Genomic DNA, 17117 nt, shown 5'->3' on the forward strand with positions numbered 1-17117 from the left:
GAGTTGATCCAGCGGGTATGAACATCGCCGGTCGTGTCGTGGACGCCGCAGCCCGGCGCGGGCTGCCGGACCTGGTCGTGGCTGCCCTCGAACGTCGCGTCGAGGGCGCAGACGTCCGGTTGGGAAGCGATGTCACCGAGCCCGACGGCTCGTTCCAGATCGACGTGGACAGTCGGCTAGGCACGGGTGGGCCGCTCACCCTCGTGCTGGTCGTGTCCGGGCCTGACGCCGCGGGTTCGGATGCGGTGGAGCTGCACGAGACCAAGCCGAGGGTCACGAGCCCGGGGGGACGCGAGCGCTTCCTCATCAACATTGATCCCGATCTCCTGGAGAGCCGCGGGCTCCCGTCGTCCCAGACGCCCTTCGACACCGCGTCCATCGCGCAGGGTCTTCGTGAGCGGGCGCGTGCCCTAGCCGCGCTCGACGAAGAGTGGAGGACCACCGCACGGGCACGCGTGGAGGTACGTCGGCAAGAGGCGGAAGCCTACGAGACCACCTTCCGGGAGGCGTTCCTCCGCGACGTCTCGACCCGACCCGAGGACGTCGCCGAGGGTGAGCTGCTCGCCCTCGAGGACGACCCCGACCGCAGTGTCGCGGCCCTCGCCGCCGTGGCCCTCGAACGAGGGGTGACCCGCATTCGGCGGCCCGCCAACGCCACCGACGGCGGGCCTCGCCGAACCAGGTACTTCCTGACGGCCGAGCAACGAGTACTGCTTCAGGAGCTGCTCGACGCAGCGCCTGGCTCGCTGACGCGGGACCAGCTGGAGGCCGTTCTGCGGCTGGGGGAGGACGAGTCCGCTAGAACACGACCCACCCGCCTGTCGGAGCTCGACACGGACCTGGAGCGCTTTCTCGAGGAGACCTACGACGAACGTTGCGCCGCAGACATCCTCGCGCCCCCAGCTACGCCGGGTGACGCCGGAGACGGCCTAGACGAACCGCCCGAACCCGAGAGCCCGGAGCCGGCATCTACCGGTATCGAGGAGCTCGTGGCCCGCACGGTGGGCGACGTCGACGCGCCGTTCAGCGAGCTCGGGACCAGGCCGGGGCAGGGGGACATCGTCGGCAACATCCGCAGTTTCGCGCTGGCACCGGGGCCAGCGGACGTTCCCGCGTACTTCGACTTCCACCAGCTGGGGATTGCCTTCCCGCACGTGTGGAAAGAGTTCCTCGACGAGCGGGTCGAGCCTTTGGCCCGGGCCGCATTCACCCGCGTGCAGGACCTCGGCGGCGACCCCGGGGAAGCCCGCCTCCGCGGGGGCATGCGGCCACTGGCCGCGCTGGGCCATGAAGCGGACCTCGTCGCGTCCGCCGGAGTGGAACCGGCACCCCGCGCGCTGTACCTGCAGCGCCCCGCGGGCCCGAGGGCCCACCTCGGCAGGGACGACGGCATCCTCGTCGACCCCGGTCTGCCGCAGGGCCCCGACTTCCCTCCGCCGCCCCCGGTTCCCCCCAGCCCTCCGGACCCACCCGGCGGCATCGGAGGTGTCCCACTGCCGGACAAGACCTCCGATGTCGGCAACTTCAACGAGATGGCGGACAGCACGCCACGCTCGCTGCTGGACCGACTCCACCGGATCCTCAGGGGTCCCTACTCGTTCACCGCCTTCGGGGCCGACGCGAAGGAGCGCGCGGTCAACTTCGGCCTGACGGTCACCTACCGACAGCGATGGGAACCCGTGACGTACCAGGTGGGCGAACTCGTGCGGACCATCACGCTCGCCCCCGGTGAGACCAAGAAGTACACGAAGAAGATGCGCGTGACGCGAAAGCGTGCCGAGAAGGAGATCGAGAAGAACTCCTCGATCCGCCGCGACGAGTTCGACACGACCACGCGGGCCGAGACCGACATCATCCGGAAGGCCCAGGCGAAGACGAACTTCTCGATCACGGCCGAAGGTACGTACAACTTCGGCATCGCCAAGGGCGACAGCACCACGTCAACGGACCACGACGCCGAGAGCGCCTCCGACGACACGAAGAAGTCCTTCCGTGAGGCCGTCATCAAGGCCAGCCAGGAGTATCGCCAAGAGCGCACCCTTGATGTCTCGAGCGAGTCCGCCTTCGAGACCGAGGACGTCGAGATGGGGGAGATCTCTAATCCCAACACCGAGCTCACCGTGACCTACCTGTTCTTCGAGCTCCAGCGGCGGTTCCGGGTGACGGAGCGTATCCACGCCGCCCAGCCGGTTGTGCTCGTCGCGCAGGACCTCCCCCGACCGAACGAGGTCGACGAAGCTTTCGCGATCCGGTACGGCTGGGTCCTGCGGCGCGCCCTTCTCGACGACAGGTACGAGGCGGCACTCGACTACGTGTGCGGGCCCCTGGCTGGCGACAAGGTCGCCCGCGACGCGCTGTACACGGCGATGCTCGACCACAAGGCGATCGTCGACCGACTCAAGGACGACCTGTACGCCCTCAAGGAGCAGGCCAGCGAGGGGTACGAGGCACTCCGCCGGGCCGTCGAGGCCCGGATCAAGGCGGCTTCCGAGGAGGAGACCGACGGCTTCCTCTCGGATCTGAAGGAGAGCTTCCTCGGGGGTGGGCAGGACCCCGAGGCCGCCCGGATGCGCGAGGAGGCTGCGCGCAACCACGAGCAGCGCGCGGTCGAGGAGGTGAAGCGAGTCACCCTGGCGCTGCAGCGAGAGGTGAGCGCCTACGCCGAGGCGACGGAGAAGTACACCCGGGCCCAACAGGCGTTCAAGGAGTGGGAGCTGCGTATCGCCGACCTCCTCGTCCACCTCAAGGAGAACATCTGCCACTACATGCAGGCTGTGTGGGCTTACGAGCACCCCGACCAGCGGTTCATGCGGCTGCGGATGACGAAGGTCCCCGGCTTCCGGCCGGCGGCCGCCGGGCAAACGTACGAGTTCCTGGGTGACCTCGACCTCACGAGGCAGACGGTGGCCGCGGACGGGTCGGTGGTCGAGCGCCGAGCCGTGGAGTTCGCGTTCACGCCGGACCTGGAGGTCGTGCAGGACGAACGCACCCTCGCCGAGGTCGCGGACCTCGACGACCTTCTGGGCTTCAAGGGCAACTACCTGATCTTTCCGCTCCGCGAGTCCAACCCCCTCACCGACTACCTGCTGGAGCCGTACGTCGACGCCGGATTTCGGCTGATCGACCCGCACGACCCGGGGAACATCAGCCGGGAGGATTTCGCCCGCTATGTCTGCCATCTTCGCGAGTCTCTCGACGACGAGGGCTTCGAGGAGCTCCGGCCGGCCCTCCTCGAACGCTTCAGGAAGCTGCTCCTCACGGACCCCGTCCACGGCGACGAGGTTGTAGTCCCGACGGGTTCCGCATACATCGAGGCCCTCCCCGGCGCACGCCCCCTGCTCGAGGACTTCAAGCTGGCACACCGCGCGGTCGACGTCCTCGACGCTCGTGAAGACGTGCGTGAGGCCGCCCTGGAGAACCTGCGGCGCGCGGCCCGCATCCTCGGCGACGACCTCGAGGACCCTGACGTCGACGCCCGCTACGTCATCGAGGGCGGCGGCCCGGTGACGATCGGCACTCCCGACCTGCCCCCGGGCCCACCCCCACCTGACGACGGATAGCGGCACCGTGAGCGGGAATCTCCCCGAGGGTGTCACGGTCCTCAAGCGACCGCAGCAGCTCGTCAGCATCCCCGACCGGGAACTGCACGACCTCCTCGAGACGGCGCGGGGGTTCTTCGCCCGCGCCGCGGAGCGCGGGTACAAGCCCGGCTACCGCCTCAATCAGGCCAAGGGGATGACCGGCGAGCACGAGGCCATCCGCGAGGTGCTGCGGCGGCTGCCTGCCGGGACGCAGTCAGTGTGGGTCCCGAGTCGCAACGTCAACGTCGACATCCTCGACGGGTTGCTCGTCCAGCCGGACGGAACCTACGTCGTCATCGAGGCCAAGTTCCAGACCGGAGGCGGCAATCCGGTGCTCGGAACCACCAACCGGGTCGTCCTGACCGCAGACGCGGGCGGGAACGTGCAGGTGACGAAGATCAAGGGCGGCACGACTCAGCTGTCGCGTGAATGGCTGAAGGACCGCATCGCCGAGATAAGCGCACGCGCCCGCAAGCTGGCGGGACCTGAGCGCCGTGCGGCAAAACGCCTCGCGCGGGACCTCGACGAAGCACTACGGGCGGGCCGGATCCGGGCCCTCGCGGTGTCAGTGACGGAGCAGGGCACGGTCGACGTCGTCGTGGACCGCACCCGCGAGCTGTACGGCGCCCTGGGGCAGCCGTCCGCGGCGACAGGTGGGGCGGGCTCGGGTTCCGCCGCAGAGCGGGGGGTGTCTGGCACAGAACGTGGAACGGGTTCTCGTGGCGTCGACGACGACGTCGCGACGAAGCGCTCGAGTCGGACGGCCACGTCAGTCGGCTCGGACGACGCGCCCTCGGCCGGGTCCGCACCTCGGGCGGCTGCGGCTGTCACCGACGACGTGGCAGGAGACGTCGCGAACGTGCGGACCCGAACCGGCCGGCTCGCGGGCGGCTTCCAAAAGGTGAGCCGCTTCTCACCTAAGTTCACCGGCACGGTGATCCTCGAAGTCGCCAAGGCGGTGCTCTTCGGTGCGCTCCGCGCGAAGTTGGCCAAGGTCAATCTCGAGATGACCGCCGCGTCCTACGCCCGGAACGTCTATGAGCCGTACATCGCACCCCACGTCCTGCAGGCGATCCGGCTCGGGCGCAGCGAGGAGTGGGACGTGGCGCGCCCGAAGGACGTCAACCGCTACGTCTACCTGGTGCACGGGTACGAGGTACGGATGCACCAGGAGGCTGAGACCCTCGCCGACGCCATCGTCATCGTCGGAGGCGGCTTCGAGATTGCCGAGACTCTCCAGGAGGTCCGCGCTACCCGTCCAGGTGACCTGTGGTGGCTCAGCCGCAAGACCCCACTGTCCGAGCAAGCCATCCTCGAGGTGGACAAGCGACGGAAGACCGACGAGAAGGACGTCGTCTCCTACTTCCACCGCAGAGCGACACTGGTGTACTCGCCACGTGTTGCCCAGGCATGGCGGTGGATCGACGGTGTCCAGGACGATGCGATCCGGCAGCTCAATGCGCTAGCAGCACGGCTCGAGGCCGACGGCTACGGTCCGTGGGTGGCAAAGGGGGCGTCCGCGATCGCCGAGCAGGTGAACGACGCCGCGTTCCTCGCCGCCACATGGACCGTGGAGCTCGCGCGGATCCCGCTGCCGGCGACGTACCACGCCGAGCTGAGCCGGCTTCAGCTTTCCCTGCTCCGTGGGGACGTCGGGCTGGGTCTGGCCGCGGGCTATCGCCGCGACGAGAGGGCGTTGCTCGTCGCCTATCTCGGGGTCGACCCCTTCTTGTCGCGTCGACGGATGGAGAGGGAGCTCAGGCGCAGCAAGGAGCGTGAACGCATTCGGCGCATCCAGGAAATGGCACGGCACGCCGGGTGGCGCTAGGCGGCGACCGGCGACCACCCGCACGCCGTCCACGGCAACTGACTGGATGAGACATCCATGGCGCCAGCCCACTCTGGCGGGACGGTCGCTGGTCGCTGTCGCCGGGCGGGATTGCTCCCGGGCTTCGTGCAGGGCTGCGGACCTCGCGCCGGAGCGGCTGATCGGCCGGACGGAGCCATGAGACCGGGGATACTCGAGGTCATGACGAGGGCAGGAGGACCCGAGGCCGGTCCGGCCCGGTCCGGCGGCGAGGCCGCGGCGCCCGATGTCACGTTGCGCATGGTGGCCGCTCACGCGGGGGTCTCGAAGTCCGTCGTCTCGCGGGTCCTGCAGGACTCCCCGCACGTTAGCCCGGCCCGGCGGGACGCGGTGCTCGCGGCGATCGAGGAGCTCGGCTACCGGCCCAACAGCTTGGCGCGCAGCCTGACGCAGCGCCGCACCCACATCGTCGGAGTCCTGCTGCACGACATCCGCCAGCCGTGGTTCACGGACGTGATGGAAGGCGTCAGCGTCGGGCTGACCTCCGCCGGGCTGCTGCCGTTCATCGCCGATGGCCGACTCGACCGGCGGCTCGACCAGCGCGTCGTCAGCTCCTTCATGGACCTGCGCCTCGACGGCCTGATCCTCGCCGGCACCACCCCCGAGGCGCCGGAGCTCATCGACGCCGTTGCGCGGATCCCCAGCGTCGTCCTCGGCGGCCGTGACATCCGGCACGACCGGGTCGATGTCGTCGCCCAGGACGACCTGGCCGGAGCCGCCGCGGCGATGGACCACCTCGGGGCGCTCGGCCACCGTCGCATCCACCACGTCGCCGGCGACCTGGGCCGCGGCTTCGACCTGCGCCGGGAGGCGTACCTGGCCTGGATGCGGAAGCGCCGTCTGGTTCGCCAGGCCCGCATCGAGACCGACGAGACCACCGAGGCCGGGGGGTACGCCGCCGCTCGGCGGCTGCTGGCGGTACCGGCGGAGTCACGAGCGACCGCGATCTTCGCCGGCTGCGACGCCGCCGCCGTCGGTGTCCTCGCCGCCGTTCGCGATGCGGGCCTCGCCGTCCCCGAGCAGATCTCGGTGATGGGCTTCGACGGGACGTATCTCGGTGCGGCGCAGCACATCCGCCTCAGCACCGTGGACACGGACATCGTGGGGATGGGGCGCCTGGCGGCGGAGCGCCTGGTATCGCGCATCGCCGACCCGCGGCGCGCTGCCGTCGAGACCCTGCTCGTGCCGACGGTCCTCCCGCGCTCGACCACCGGGCCGGCGCCTGCCGGTTAGCCCCGGCCGACCCGGCCGACCCGGCCGATCGAGCAAATGTCAGCATATGCAGACAAGCCATTGACATGAGGATGGGACCGGTCCCATGCTGAGTGCAGCGCACTGCTGACCACTGCCAGACGGGCCACGCCCGGCCCCAGAAGAGAGGCCCACTCGCATGTCTTCCCCGTCCCTCGGTGTGGCCGTCATCGGCGCCGGCATGGTCGGCCGCGCGCACTGCGCCGGCTACCGCTCCGCCACCCAGCTGTACGACCTCGACCTGCCCGACGTGCGGCTCGTCGCCGTCGCCGACGCCCACGAGCCGTTCGCCCTCGACGCGGCCAAGCGATTCGGCTACGAGCGCGCCGTGACCTCCTGGCAGGACATCGTGGAGGCCGACGACATCGACGTCGTGTCCGTCGCCATCGCCAACGAGCTGCACCGGCCGGTCGTCGAGGCGCTGCTCGCCGCCGGCAAGCACGTGCTGTGCGAGAAGCCGCTGGCTCCGTCGGTCGAGGACGCCCGGGCGATGGTCGCGGCCGCCGACGCTGCCGACAGCCAGTCCGGTGTCGGGTTCTCGTTCCGCCGCACACCCGCCATCAACGCCATCCGCGCGCAGGTGGAGGCCGGCGGCATCGGCGAGCTGCGGCACTTCAACGGGCACTACTGGTGCGACTACGCCCTCAACGCCGACGCGCCGATCAGCTGGCGCTACAAGGGCGGCCCGGGCAGCGGCGCGCTGGCCGACATCGGCAGCCACATGATCGACCTCGGGGAGTACGTCTGCGGGCCGATCACGAGCGTCAGCGGCGGCACCTTCCAGACCTTCACGACCACCCGCCCGGTGCCGGTCGGTGCCGTCGTCGGGCACGCCGCCGGCGGTGCGGTGAGCGCCGAACGCGACACCGTCGACAACGAGGACATCGCCACCTTCACCGCCACCTTCGCCAACGGCGCGGTCGGCACCTTCTCGATCTCGCGCGTCGCCCACGGGCGCCCGAACGGCCTCGGCTTCGAGGTGTTCGGGTCCACGGGCATGGCGGGGTTCGACCTCGACCATCCGGGGGTCTTCACCTTCGCGGACCAGGGGCCCGGAGCCGAGACCAACGGCGTCCGCGAGGTGCTCCTCGGCCCTCAGCACCCCGGCCTGACCCGTGGCCTGGCGATGGACTTCCCGTCGGTCGGCTACGGGCAGAACGACCTCTTCGCCTGGCAGTCCCGGGCCTTCCTCGACCAGGTGGCCGGTGTGGGGAAGATCCCGCCCGTGCCCTCGCTGCGCCACGGACTACACAACATGGAGGTCCTCGCGGCCGTCACCCGGTCCGCCCTCCACGGCGGCACCGCCGTCACCCTCTCCTGACCCGACAAGGACCTGCCATGAAGCTCGGCGCGTACACCGCCTGCCTCCACGACCACACCCTCCCCGACGCCCTCGACGTCCTGTCCGGCCTGGGGCTGACCTCGGCGGAGGTCAACTCCGGGGGTTTCATCCCCTCCCCGCACTGCCCGGTCGACGGGCTGCTCGCCTCCGCCGGCCAGCGTGAGGAGTACCTCGGGATCTTCGCCGAGAAGGGCGTGGAGCTCACCGGGCTGAACTGCAACGGCAACCCGCTCAATCCGCTGCCCGGCGTCGGCCCCAAGCACGCCGACGATCTGCGCCGCACCATCCAGCTGGCCGGCCGGCTCGGGGTGGAGCACGTCGTCACGATGTCGGGCAGCCCCGGCTCCGACCCCGACGCGAAGTACCCCTCCTGGGTCGTCAACGCCTGGGACAACGTCTACATGGACGTCCTGGACTACCAGTGGTCGGTCGCCGTGCCCTTCTGGAAGGAGATCGACGCCCTCGCCCGCGACAACGGGGTCAAGGTGGCGATCGAGCTGCACCCGCAGAACCTCGTCTTCAACGTGCCGACCATCGAGCGCCTCGTCGAGGCGACCGGCGCCACGAACGTCGGTGTCGAGATGGACACCTCGCACCTGATGTGGCAGCAGATGGACGTGCCCACCGTCATCCGGCGCCTCGGCTCGCTCGTCTACTTCGCCGCCGCCAAGGACGTCGCACTCTTCGACGGGGTCAAGACCAAGGGCGTGCTCGACAACGAGTTCACCCGCGTGCCCGCCGACGACCCGGACAAGGTGCCGACCGGCTACGGCCACTGGTGCAACGCCTGGCCCGAGGACCCCGCCTGGCGCTTCGTCGCCGTCGGTGTGGGCCACCCCGTGGAGTACTGGGTCGAGGTGCTGCGGGCGCTGCGTGAGGTCGACCCCGACATCACCGTCAACATCGAGCACGAGGACGCGTCGATGTCCGTGCTCGACGGCCTCGGCGCTGCGGCCCGGACGCTGCACGAGGCGGCCTCCCGGCTCTGACGCTCACCCGCCGGGCAGCGGCGTTCCCCGTGTCAGGAAGTCCGTGAGCGCCCGGCGGGACACGGCCTCCGTCGTCTGCAGGAGCTGATCCTCGGGCGAGGCGTTCTCGCGCAGGTGACGGCTCACCTCCCGCACCAGGGCCTCCACGTCGGCCGCGGGCACGGCACCGGCGTACCCCAGAGCGAGGCGCGCTCCGAGCGCCCGCTCCGCGTCGCTCAGCCCGGTGGCCGCGGGCGGGAGGACCAGCGTCTGCTGCGCCGTCGCCGACGCCTCTGCGCTCGCCGACGCGGCGGGGCCCGTGACGAGGGCCGAGACGACGAGCATCACTGCCGCCGCGGCCCTCCGGCCCCGGGGCACGAGCGCGCCCAGTCGGTTCCGCAGCGACCGGTGGGACCTCGACGGTGCCGGCGGCGCGGCCGCAGGGGTGGAACGGCGGAGCAGGGCCATCACCCGAGAGTCCCGCACGTCCCTGTCGGGAGTCTCTGTCCCTCCTGTGGATCGCCACGGAGGAGCAGACCCCGAGCGGCCGCCCCGGCAGGTCGCCCGGGCGGCCGCTCGCTGCGTCGACGCTCAGCCGACCGGTACCGCGGGGTCCGACGACGGGCGGGGTCGGCGCCGCGTCAGCTGGGCTTGGGAGCGCCTGGACGGGCGTACCGCACCCAGGTGATGCCGACGCACATGACGGCCCAGGCGATGCCGGCCGAGTAGAAGGCGACCGGCCCCAACGTCGTGACGCCGATGCCGAAGAAGAACGGCCCGAAGGCGGCGATCGCGGCGGTCCAGCCGATGACCCCGCCGGCCTGCCGGCGCTCGAAGATCATCGGCATCTGCTTGAAGGTCGAGGCGTTGCCGATGCCGCTGAAGAGGAAGATCGCGAGCATCCCGTAGAGGAACTGCCGGAAGCCGGCGTCCAGCGCCGCGGCCGAGGACACGTCAGGGGTGAGCGCCGGGATCGTGTAGGCGATCGAGGCGATGAGACCGAGGCCGGAGATCAGGGTCCACTTCGCGCCGCCCATCCGGTCGGTCAGCGGTGAGAAGGCCACCCGGGCACCGGCGCCGATGAGCGGGCCGAGGAAGACGAACTTCACGACGTCGGGCACCGCGTAGCCCTCGACGAGGAGCGTGGCGTCGGCCCCGGCGCCCTGGACGATGGCGTCGTTGCCGATGCCGTACAGGTTGGCCATGAGCAGGCCGAACTGCGCGGCCAGGCCCGAGAAGGTCCCGAAGGTCATGATGTAGAGCAGCGTCATCCACCAGGTGTCCTGGTTGCCGAAGATGTCGAACTGCTGGCGGAAGTTCGCCTTGACGGGCACCGAGCGGAGCATCGTCCACGCGAGGATCGCGCCGACCACCATGAGCGGGATCCACACGAAGGCCGCGTTCTGGTACCAGACCGTCACGGGGGCCTGGCCGGGCTGGGTCAGCTGCTGGCTGCCACCGAAGACCGCCAGCGCCGACAGCGCGATGAGGTAGGGGGTGAGGAGCTGGACGAGGGAGACCCCGAAGTTGCCGATCCCGGCCTGCAGGCCGAGCGCCGTGCCCTGCATGCGGCGCGGGAAGAAGTACGACGTGCTCGGCATGAACCCGGAGAAGGCGCCGCCGCCGATGCCCGCGAGGAAGGCCAGCACCATGAGCTCCCAGTAGGGCGCGGTGGGGGACTGCACCCGCACCCCCCACCCGAGGGTGGAGGCGATGAGCAGCAGGCTGGTCAGCGACACCATCCGCCGGGTCCCCAGCATCGGCGGCAGGACCATCCACACGAGCCGCAGCAGTCCCGCGGCCAGGCCCGGCATCGCCGCCATCCAGTACAGCTGGTTCTTGGTGAAGTCGTACCCGAGGGCGTTGAGCTTGGGGATGATCGCGCTCGGCAGGAACCACGCCACGAAGGCGAGGGTGAGGCAGAACGTGGTGATCCACAGGGTGCGCCAGGCGAGCGACTTGTCCCACGTCTCCTCGTTCTCGGGGTCCCAGGACTCCAGCCAGCCGCCGGGGTTCTTCGCGGTCGAGGTGCTCATGTCGTCACTCCTGGGGATGCGAGGCGGTCAGCGGGCGGCTGTGGGGGTGGTGGTCTCGAGCTGCCGGGCGAGCTCGGGGGACTCGCCGTGCAGCATCCGCAGGACGGTCCAGTGCATCCACAGCGCGCAGGCGGCGATGAGGAGGAAGAGCACGAAGAACGTGGACGTCGGGAAGCCCGACCACGCCTTGGTGTACGCGAACAGCGGCGGGAGGAAGAAGCCGCCGAGCCCGCCGAGCATCCCGACGAGTCCGCCGACGGAGCCGACGTTCTCGGGGAAGTACTCGGGGATGTGCTTGTAGACCGCGGCCTTGCCGACGCCCATCGCGCTGCCGAGGATGACCAGGAGGATGGTGAACGGGACGATCCCGAGCGAGTAGGCGAGGTGGGAGGTCTCGCGGCCGTCGGCGTGGTCGATGACGATGTGCCCGTTCGGCATCATAAGCAGGGCCGAGGCGCCGAGCATGACGCCGAAGACCCAGTACATGACCCGGCGGGCGCCCCAGCGGTCCGAGAACCACCCGCCGAGCGGGCGCAGCAGCGAGGCCGGGAAGATGTAGAGCGCGGTCAGCAGCCCGGCCACGGTGAGGGTGACCCCGAAGTTGTCGACGTAGTACTTCGGCAGCCAGGCCGCGAGGGCGACGTAGGCGCCGAAGAAGGCGACGTAGTAGAGGCTGAACCGCCAGACCCGGATCTGCCGCAGGGGCGCGAGCTGGGCGGAGAGAGTGGAGGACCGCCCGGGCATCTTGTCGTCCGACGGGGTGCCGAACCACAGCGCCGCGGCCATGACGAGCAGGAGCCCGGCGTAGATGACGGGCACGAGCCGCCAGCCGCCCTCGAGCGTCCCGCCGAGGTACATCGCGCCCGCCGTGCCCGCGATCAGCGGTGGGCCGATGAACTTGGTGACCGACGCCCCGACGTTGCCGGCGCCGAAGAGACCGAGGGCGAACCCCTGGTGCTCCCGGGGCTGCCACGCGGCGTTCCAGGCGATGCCCGAGCTGAACGAGTTGCCCGCGAACCCGACGAGGAAGGCGAGGGCGAGGATCGCCCCGTAGCTCTCGGCCTGGGCGACGAACCAGGCGGGGATCGCGGTGAGGACGAGGAGGGAGGTCATCACCTTCCGTCCGCCGATCCGGTCGGTGAGCATCCCGGCGGGGAGCCGCCACAGCGAGCCGTTCAGGACGGCGACCGCGCTGATCCAGGCGAGCTCGGTGTCGGAGAGCCCCAGCTCCTTCTGGATCGGGACGCCGAGGATGCCGAACATCAGCCAGGCGGCGAACATCAGGGTGAACGCGGTGGTCGAGAGCCACAGGACGCGGCCGGCTCCGGGGTGCCCGGCCGGGGCCGGGGGAGGGCCGGGCCGCACGCCCGTCGTGGATGCGGTCATCGGCTCCTCCATTTGGCGGACGTTCATCCTCTAAATCGTGACGGCGGCACCGTACCGCTCTCACGGTCCGCTCGTCAAACTACGGCCGGTAGTAGAGATTCGCGGCACGCATGACCGCCTGCCTTCTCGGTCTATCGCGAGTTGCGGTAGGGTGTCGCCGGCCGAGGGGATGTGGTTATATAGCGCATCGGATTCATCTAAATGTGCCGACGAGGACACGATGACCACCACAGACGAGCACGACGCGGCGGCGCTGCTGGCCTCGCCGGTGCGCCGGTCGCTCGTCGCCGCCCTCGAGCGGCAGAAAGCCGAAGCGAGTATCGACGACCGCGGGATGACCGCCGCCGAGCTCGCGCCCCTGGTCGACCTGCACGTGAGCACGGTCCGGTTCCACCTCGACCAGCTCGTCGCGGCCGGCGTCATCGTCGCCGACTTCCGCCGCCGCGAGACGGCGGGCCGACCGCGCAAGGTCTACCGCCCGGCCCCCCGGCCGCTCGTCCAGGGCGGCGACCCGCTGCGGCTGCTCACCCAGCTGCTCACGGAGGCGATGACGGCCACGGTGCACGGCGAGACGGTCACGCCCTACGAGGCGGGCCGCCGGTGGGCGCGCGAGCACCTCGAGGGCCACCCCGACCGGACCCCTGCCGACAGCCCCGGCGTGTGGCTCGGCCGGGTCGGCGAGGTCATCGACGTCCTCGACGGGTGGGGGTACCACCCCGAGGTCTCGACCTCCGAGGGGGGCCGCACGGCCCGCGTCGAGCTCAGCGACTGCCCGTTCCTCGACCTGGCCCGCGACAACCAGGCCGTCGTCTGCGGGGTGCACCTCGGGCTGATCGCCGAGTCGATGAAGCAGGCCGGGGAGGCCGATGCCGACGTCACCCTCGAGCCGTTCGTCACCGAGCACCGCTGCCTGGCCCACATCCGCACCACGACCCCGTTCCGCTCCGCGTAGGCCCACCAGGAGGACCTCGATGACCACCGCCGGACTCGATGGACCACTGGCCGACGCCCTCGTGGGCACGCGCCGCTTCTTCACCCGTGGGGAGGTGTCCGCCGACCGCCGGGCCCTGCACCACCAGGGTGGCCGGACCGGCGACGCCTTCTACCGCGACCGCTGGTCCCACGACAAGGTCGTCCGCAGCACCCACGGGGTGAACTGCACGGGCTCGTGCTCGTGGAAGGTCTACGTCAAGGACGGCATCATCACGTGGGAGGCCCAGCAGACCGACTACCCGTCGACCGGCGCCGACCGCCCGGAGTACGAGCCCCGCGGCTGCCCCCGCGGCGCCGCCTTCAGCTGGTACACGTACTCACCCACCCGGGTGCGCTACCCGTACGTCAGGGGCGTCCTGCTCGAGATGTTCCGTGAGGCCAAGCGGGCCGTCGGGGGTGACCCCGTCGTGGCCTGGGCCTCCATCGTCCAGGACCCCGTGCAGGCCAAGCGCTACAAGTCGGCCCGCGGCAAGGGTGGGCTCGTCCGCTCCACCTGGGAGGAGGTGGTCGAGATCATCGCCGCAGCCCACGTCTACACCGTCAAGCGGTGGGGGCCCGACCGGATCGCCGGCTTCTCGCCGATCCCCGCGATGTCACCGGTCTCCTACGCCTCCGGCGCGCGGTTCCTCGAGCTCATCGGCGCTCCGATGCTCTCGTTCTACGACTGGTACGCCGACCTGCCCAACGCCTCGCCGCAGATGTTCGGCGACCAGACCGACGTCCCGGAGTCCGGCGACTGGTGGGACGCCGGCTACCTCATCATGTGGGGCTCCAACGTCCCGATGACCCGCACCCCCGACGCGCACTGGATGACCGAGGCGCGCTACCGGGGCCAGAAGGTCGTCGCCGTCGCGCCGGACTACGCCGAGAACGTCAAGTTCGCCGACGAGTGGGTCCCCGCCCAGCCCGGCACCGACGGCGCGCTCGCGATGGCGATGGGCCACGTCATCCTCAAGGAGTACTTCGCCGACCGGCAGGTGCCCTTCTTCACCGAGTACAACCAGCAGTACACCGACCTGCCGTTCCTCGTCGCCCTCGACGAGGACACCGGTGCCGCAGGTGGCGCCGACGGCGACACCGTGTACCGGCCGGGCAAGTACGTCGTCGCCGGCGACCTCGACCTCCCCGAGGCGACGTCGGAGAACGCGATGTGGAAGCCCGTCCTCCTCGACGGACGCACCGACGACGTCGCGGTGCCCCAGGGCTCGGTCGGCTTCCGGTACGGCGAGGAGGGCTGGGGCAAGTGGAACCTGGACCTCCAGGGCATCGAGCCGGTCCTCAGCCTGTTCGGCAGCGCCACCGAGTCGGTCCCCATCGCCCTCCCGCGGTTCGACACCGCCGACGGCAAGGTCGAGCACGTCCTGCGCGGCGTGCCCGTCCGCCGGGTCGGCGGCCGCCTCGTCACCACCGTCCTCGACCTCATGCTCGCCCAGTACGGCGTGCGGCGTGAGGGCCTTCCCGGCGTCTGGCCCGAGGGCTTCGACGACCCGTCCACCCCGGCCACCCCGGCGTGGCAGGAGGAGATCACCAGCGTCCCCGCCGAGCAGGTCGTCCGCCTCGCGCGCGAGTGGGCGCAGAACGCGATCGACACGCAGGGCCGCGGGATGATCCTCATGGGCGCCGGCACGAACCACTGGTTCCACAGCGACCAGATCTACCGGGCGATGCTCGTCCTCACCTCCATCACCGGCTGTCAGGGCCGCAACGGCGGCGGCTGGGCGCACTACGTGGGCCAGGAGAAGATCCGCCCGATCATGGGCTTCCAGCACCTGGCCTTCGCCCTCGACTGGCACCGGCCGCCGCGGCACATGAACCAGACCGCGTACTGGTACGTCAACAGCAGCCAGTACCGGTACGACACCTTCACCGCCGACGACGTCGACGCCGGCACCGGGGTCTTCGCGGGCAAGGGCGTCATGGACCTGCTCGCCCAGTCGGTCCGGCTCGGCTGGACCCCCAGCTACCCGACGTTCAACCGGAGCAGCCTCGCCCTCGCCGACGAGGCCGACGCCGCCGGGATGGCACCCGCCGACTACGTCGTCGAGCAGCTGAAGTCCGGTGACCTGACCTTCGCCATCGAGGACCCCGAGGCCGAGGAGAACCACCCCCGCATCCTCAGCCTGTGGCGCGCCAACCTGCTGGGCTCGAGTGCGAAGGGCAACGAGTACTTCCTCAAGCACCTGCTCGGCACCGACGGGGCGGTCACGGCCAGGGAGGCTCCGCCCGAGCAACGGCCGGCCGGCGTCACGTGGCCCGACACGATCCCCGAGGGCAAGCTCGACCTGCTCATGACGATCGACTTCCGGATGACGAGCAGCACCCTGTTCTCCGACGTCGTCCTCCCGGCGGCCACGTGGTACGAGAAGCACGACCTCAACACCACGGACATGCACCCGTTCATCCACTCCTTCAACCCGGCCATCGCCCCGCCCTGGCAGTCCAAGACCGACTGGGAGGCGTGGAAGGCCATCGCCCGCCGGTTCTCCGAGCTGGCCGTCGACCACCTCGGCACCCGGCGGGACGTCGTGGCCAAGCCGCTGTGGCACGACACCCCCGAGGCGCTGGCCACCGTCCACGGCGTCGTCAAGGACTGGCGCACCGGCGAGGTGGAGCCGGTCCCGGGCAAGACCCTCCCCGTCCTCGCGGTCGCCGAGCGCGACTACCCCGCGGTGTTCGAGAAGATGACCTCGGTCGGCCCGCTCCTGGAGAAGGTCGGGATGCTCACCAAGGGCGTGCCGTACGACGTCACGCGCGAGGTCGACATCCTGCGTCACCGCAACGGCGTGACGCACGGAGGCGCCGGCGACGGCCAGCCCCGGCTCGAGACCGACATCCAGGTCGCGGACGCGATCCTGCACCTGTCCGGCGTCTCGAACGGGCACCTGGCGACCCAGGGCTTCAGGAACGTCGAGAAGCGCACCGGCACGCAGCTGCACGACCTCGCGGCCGAGCACGAGGGCAAGCAGATCACCTTCGCCGACACCCAGGTCGCGCCGGTGCCGGTCATCACCTCACCCGAGTGGTCGGGGTCGGAGTCGGGCGGGCGGCGCTACGCGCCGTTCACGATCAACATCGAGCGGCTCAAGCCGTTCCACACCCTCACCGGGCGGCAGCAGTTCTACCTCGACCACGACTGGATCCTCGGGATGGGCGAGGCCCTGCCGGTGTACCGGCCGCCGCTGAACATGACCCGGCTCTTCGGCGAGACGGCGCTCGGCGAGCAGAACGAGCTCGGCGTCTCGGTGCGCTACCTGACCCCGCACAACAAGTGGTCGATCCACTCCGAGTACCAGGACAACCTGTTCATGCTCAGCCTCTCCCGCGGCGGGCAGACGATCTGGCTGTCCGACCGGGATGCCGAGAAGATCGGGGTCAAGGACAACGACTGGATCGAGGCGGTCAACCGCAACGGCGTCGTCGCGGCCCGGGCCATCGTGTCGCACCGGATGCCCGAGGGGACCGTCTACATGCACCACGCGCAGGACCGGCTCATCGACGTGCCGCTCACCGAGCGGGACGGCAAGCGCGGCGGGATCCACAACTCGCTGACCCGGATCCTCATGAAGCCCAGCCACCTCATCGGCGGCTACGCCCAGCTGGCGTACTTCTTCAACTACATCGGCCCCACGGGCAACAACCGCGACGAGGTCACGATGATCCGCAAGCGGACCACCCCGGTCGAGTACTGAACCA

10 protein-coding genes are annotated in these 17117 nt (G+C 70.4%); 7 read left to right on the top strand and 3 right to left on the bottom strand.

All coding sequences use genetic code 11. The annotated features are described in order from the left end of the window. Positions 1-17 precede the first annotated feature (17 nt). From Q0963_RS06170 to Q0963_RS06190, 5 genes are all read left to right on the top strand, one after another. The gene (locus tag Q0963_RS06170; RefSeq protein ID WP_299444209.1) at positions 18-3560 is read left to right on the top strand and encodes a hypothetical protein; all 3543 of its coding nucleotides are present in this window, start codon (positions 18-20) and stop codon (positions 3558-3560) included. Positions 3561-3567: 7 nt separating this feature from the next. Continuing rightward, entirely contained in the window at positions 3568-5409 is a 1842-nt protein-coding gene (locus Q0963_RS06175; protein ID WP_299444212.1) for a hypothetical protein, read from the top strand. A 201-nt stretch (positions 5410-5610) separates the two neighbouring features. Beyond that, positions 5611-6681 carry a LacI family DNA-binding transcriptional regulator gene (locus tag Q0963_RS06180; RefSeq protein WP_299444215.1) on the top strand — a complete coding sequence of 357 codons (1071 nt, stop codon included), beginning with the start codon at positions 5611-5613 and terminating at the stop codon, positions 6679-6681. Positions 6682-6838: 157 nt separating this feature from the next. After that, positions 6839-8020: a Gfo/Idh/MocA family protein gene (locus tag Q0963_RS06185; RefSeq protein ID WP_299444218.1), complete on the top strand. Its 1182-nt coding sequence runs from the start codon at positions 6839-6841 to the stop codon at positions 8018-8020. A gap of 17 nt (positions 8021-8037) precedes the next feature. Next, on the top strand, positions 8038-9030 hold the full coding sequence (locus Q0963_RS06190; RefSeq protein WP_299444221.1) for a sugar phosphate isomerase/epimerase: 993 nt from the start codon (positions 8038-8040) through the stop codon (positions 9028-9030). Between the two features lie 3 nt (positions 9031-9033). Here the strand turns inward: Q0963_RS06190 and Q0963_RS06195 are convergent, their stop codons facing one another. The 3 genes from Q0963_RS06195 to Q0963_RS06205 all read right to left on the bottom strand — a co-directional run bounded on the left by Q0963_RS06195 (position 9034) and on the right by Q0963_RS06205 (position 12458). Continuing rightward, positions 9034-9354 (bottom strand): hypothetical protein, encoded by a 321-nt coding sequence (locus Q0963_RS06195; RefSeq protein ID WP_299444224.1) that lies wholly within the window; start codon positions 9352-9354, stop codon positions 9034-9036. Between the two features lie 296 nt (positions 9355-9650). Then, the gene (locus tag Q0963_RS06200) at positions 9651-11045 is read right to left on the bottom strand and encodes an MFS transporter (protein ID WP_299444227.1); all 1395 of its coding nucleotides are present in this window, start codon (positions 11043-11045) and stop codon (positions 9651-9653) included. A gap of 27 nt (positions 11046-11072) precedes the next feature. Further along, the gene (locus tag Q0963_RS06205) at positions 11073-12458 is read right to left on the bottom strand and encodes a nitrate/nitrite transporter (protein WP_299444230.1); all 1386 of its coding nucleotides are present in this window, start codon (positions 12456-12458) and stop codon (positions 11073-11075) included. A gap of 193 nt (positions 12459-12651) precedes the next feature. Here Q0963_RS06205 and Q0963_RS06210 point away from each other — a divergent pair, with 193 nt between their 5' ends. After that, on the top strand, positions 12652-13383 hold the full coding sequence (locus tag Q0963_RS06210) for a metalloregulator ArsR/SmtB family transcription factor (protein WP_299444233.1): 732 nt from the start codon (positions 12652-12654) through the stop codon (positions 13381-13383). Between the two features lie 19 nt (positions 13384-13402). Next, positions 13403-17113 (top strand): nitrate reductase subunit alpha, encoded by a 3711-nt coding sequence (locus Q0963_RS06215; protein ID WP_299444236.1) that lies wholly within the window; start codon positions 13403-13405, stop codon positions 17111-17113. Positions 17114-17117 lie beyond the last annotated feature (4 nt).

Source organism: uncultured Phycicoccus sp. (genome assembly GCF_947495705.1).
Lineage (GTDB): Bacteria > Actinomycetota > Actinomycetes > Actinomycetales > Dermatophilaceae > Phycicoccus.

What these genes read in the sequence shown, in the direction of transcription:
- Q0963_RS06170 (WP_299444209.1), top strand. Translation starts at nt 18, where the DNA reads ATGAACATCGCCGGTCGTGTCGTGGACGCCGCAGCCCGGCGCGGGCTG.
- Q0963_RS06180 (WP_299444215.1), top strand. Translation starts at nt 5,611, where the DNA reads ATGACGAGGGCAGGAGGACCCGAGGCCGGTCCGGCCCGGTCCGGCGGC.
- Q0963_RS06185 (WP_299444218.1), top strand. Translation starts at nt 6,839, where the DNA reads ATGTCTTCCCCGTCCCTCGGTGTGGCCGTCATCGGCGCCGGCATGGTC.
- Q0963_RS06190 (WP_299444221.1), top strand. Translation starts at nt 8,038, where the DNA reads ATGAAGCTCGGCGCGTACACCGCCTGCCTCCACGACCACACCCTCCCC.
- Q0963_RS06195 (WP_299444224.1), bottom strand. Translation starts at nt 9,354, where the DNA reads ATGCTCGTCGTCTCGGCCCTCGTCACGGGCCCCGCCGCGTCGGCGAGC.
- Q0963_RS06200 (WP_299444227.1), bottom strand. Translation starts at nt 11,045, where the DNA reads ATGAGCACCTCGACCGCGAAGAACCCCGGCGGCTGGCTGGAGTCCTGG.
- Q0963_RS06205 (WP_299444230.1), bottom strand. Translation starts at nt 12,458, where the DNA reads ATGAACGTCCGCCAAATGGAGGAGCCGATGACCGCATCCACGACGGGC.
- Q0963_RS06210 (WP_299444233.1), top strand. Translation starts at nt 12,652, where the DNA reads ATGACCACCACAGACGAGCACGACGCGGCGGCGCTGCTGGCCTCGCCG.
- Q0963_RS06215 (WP_299444236.1), top strand. Translation starts at nt 13,403, where the DNA reads ATGACCACCGCCGGACTCGATGGACCACTGGCCGACGCCCTCGTGGGC.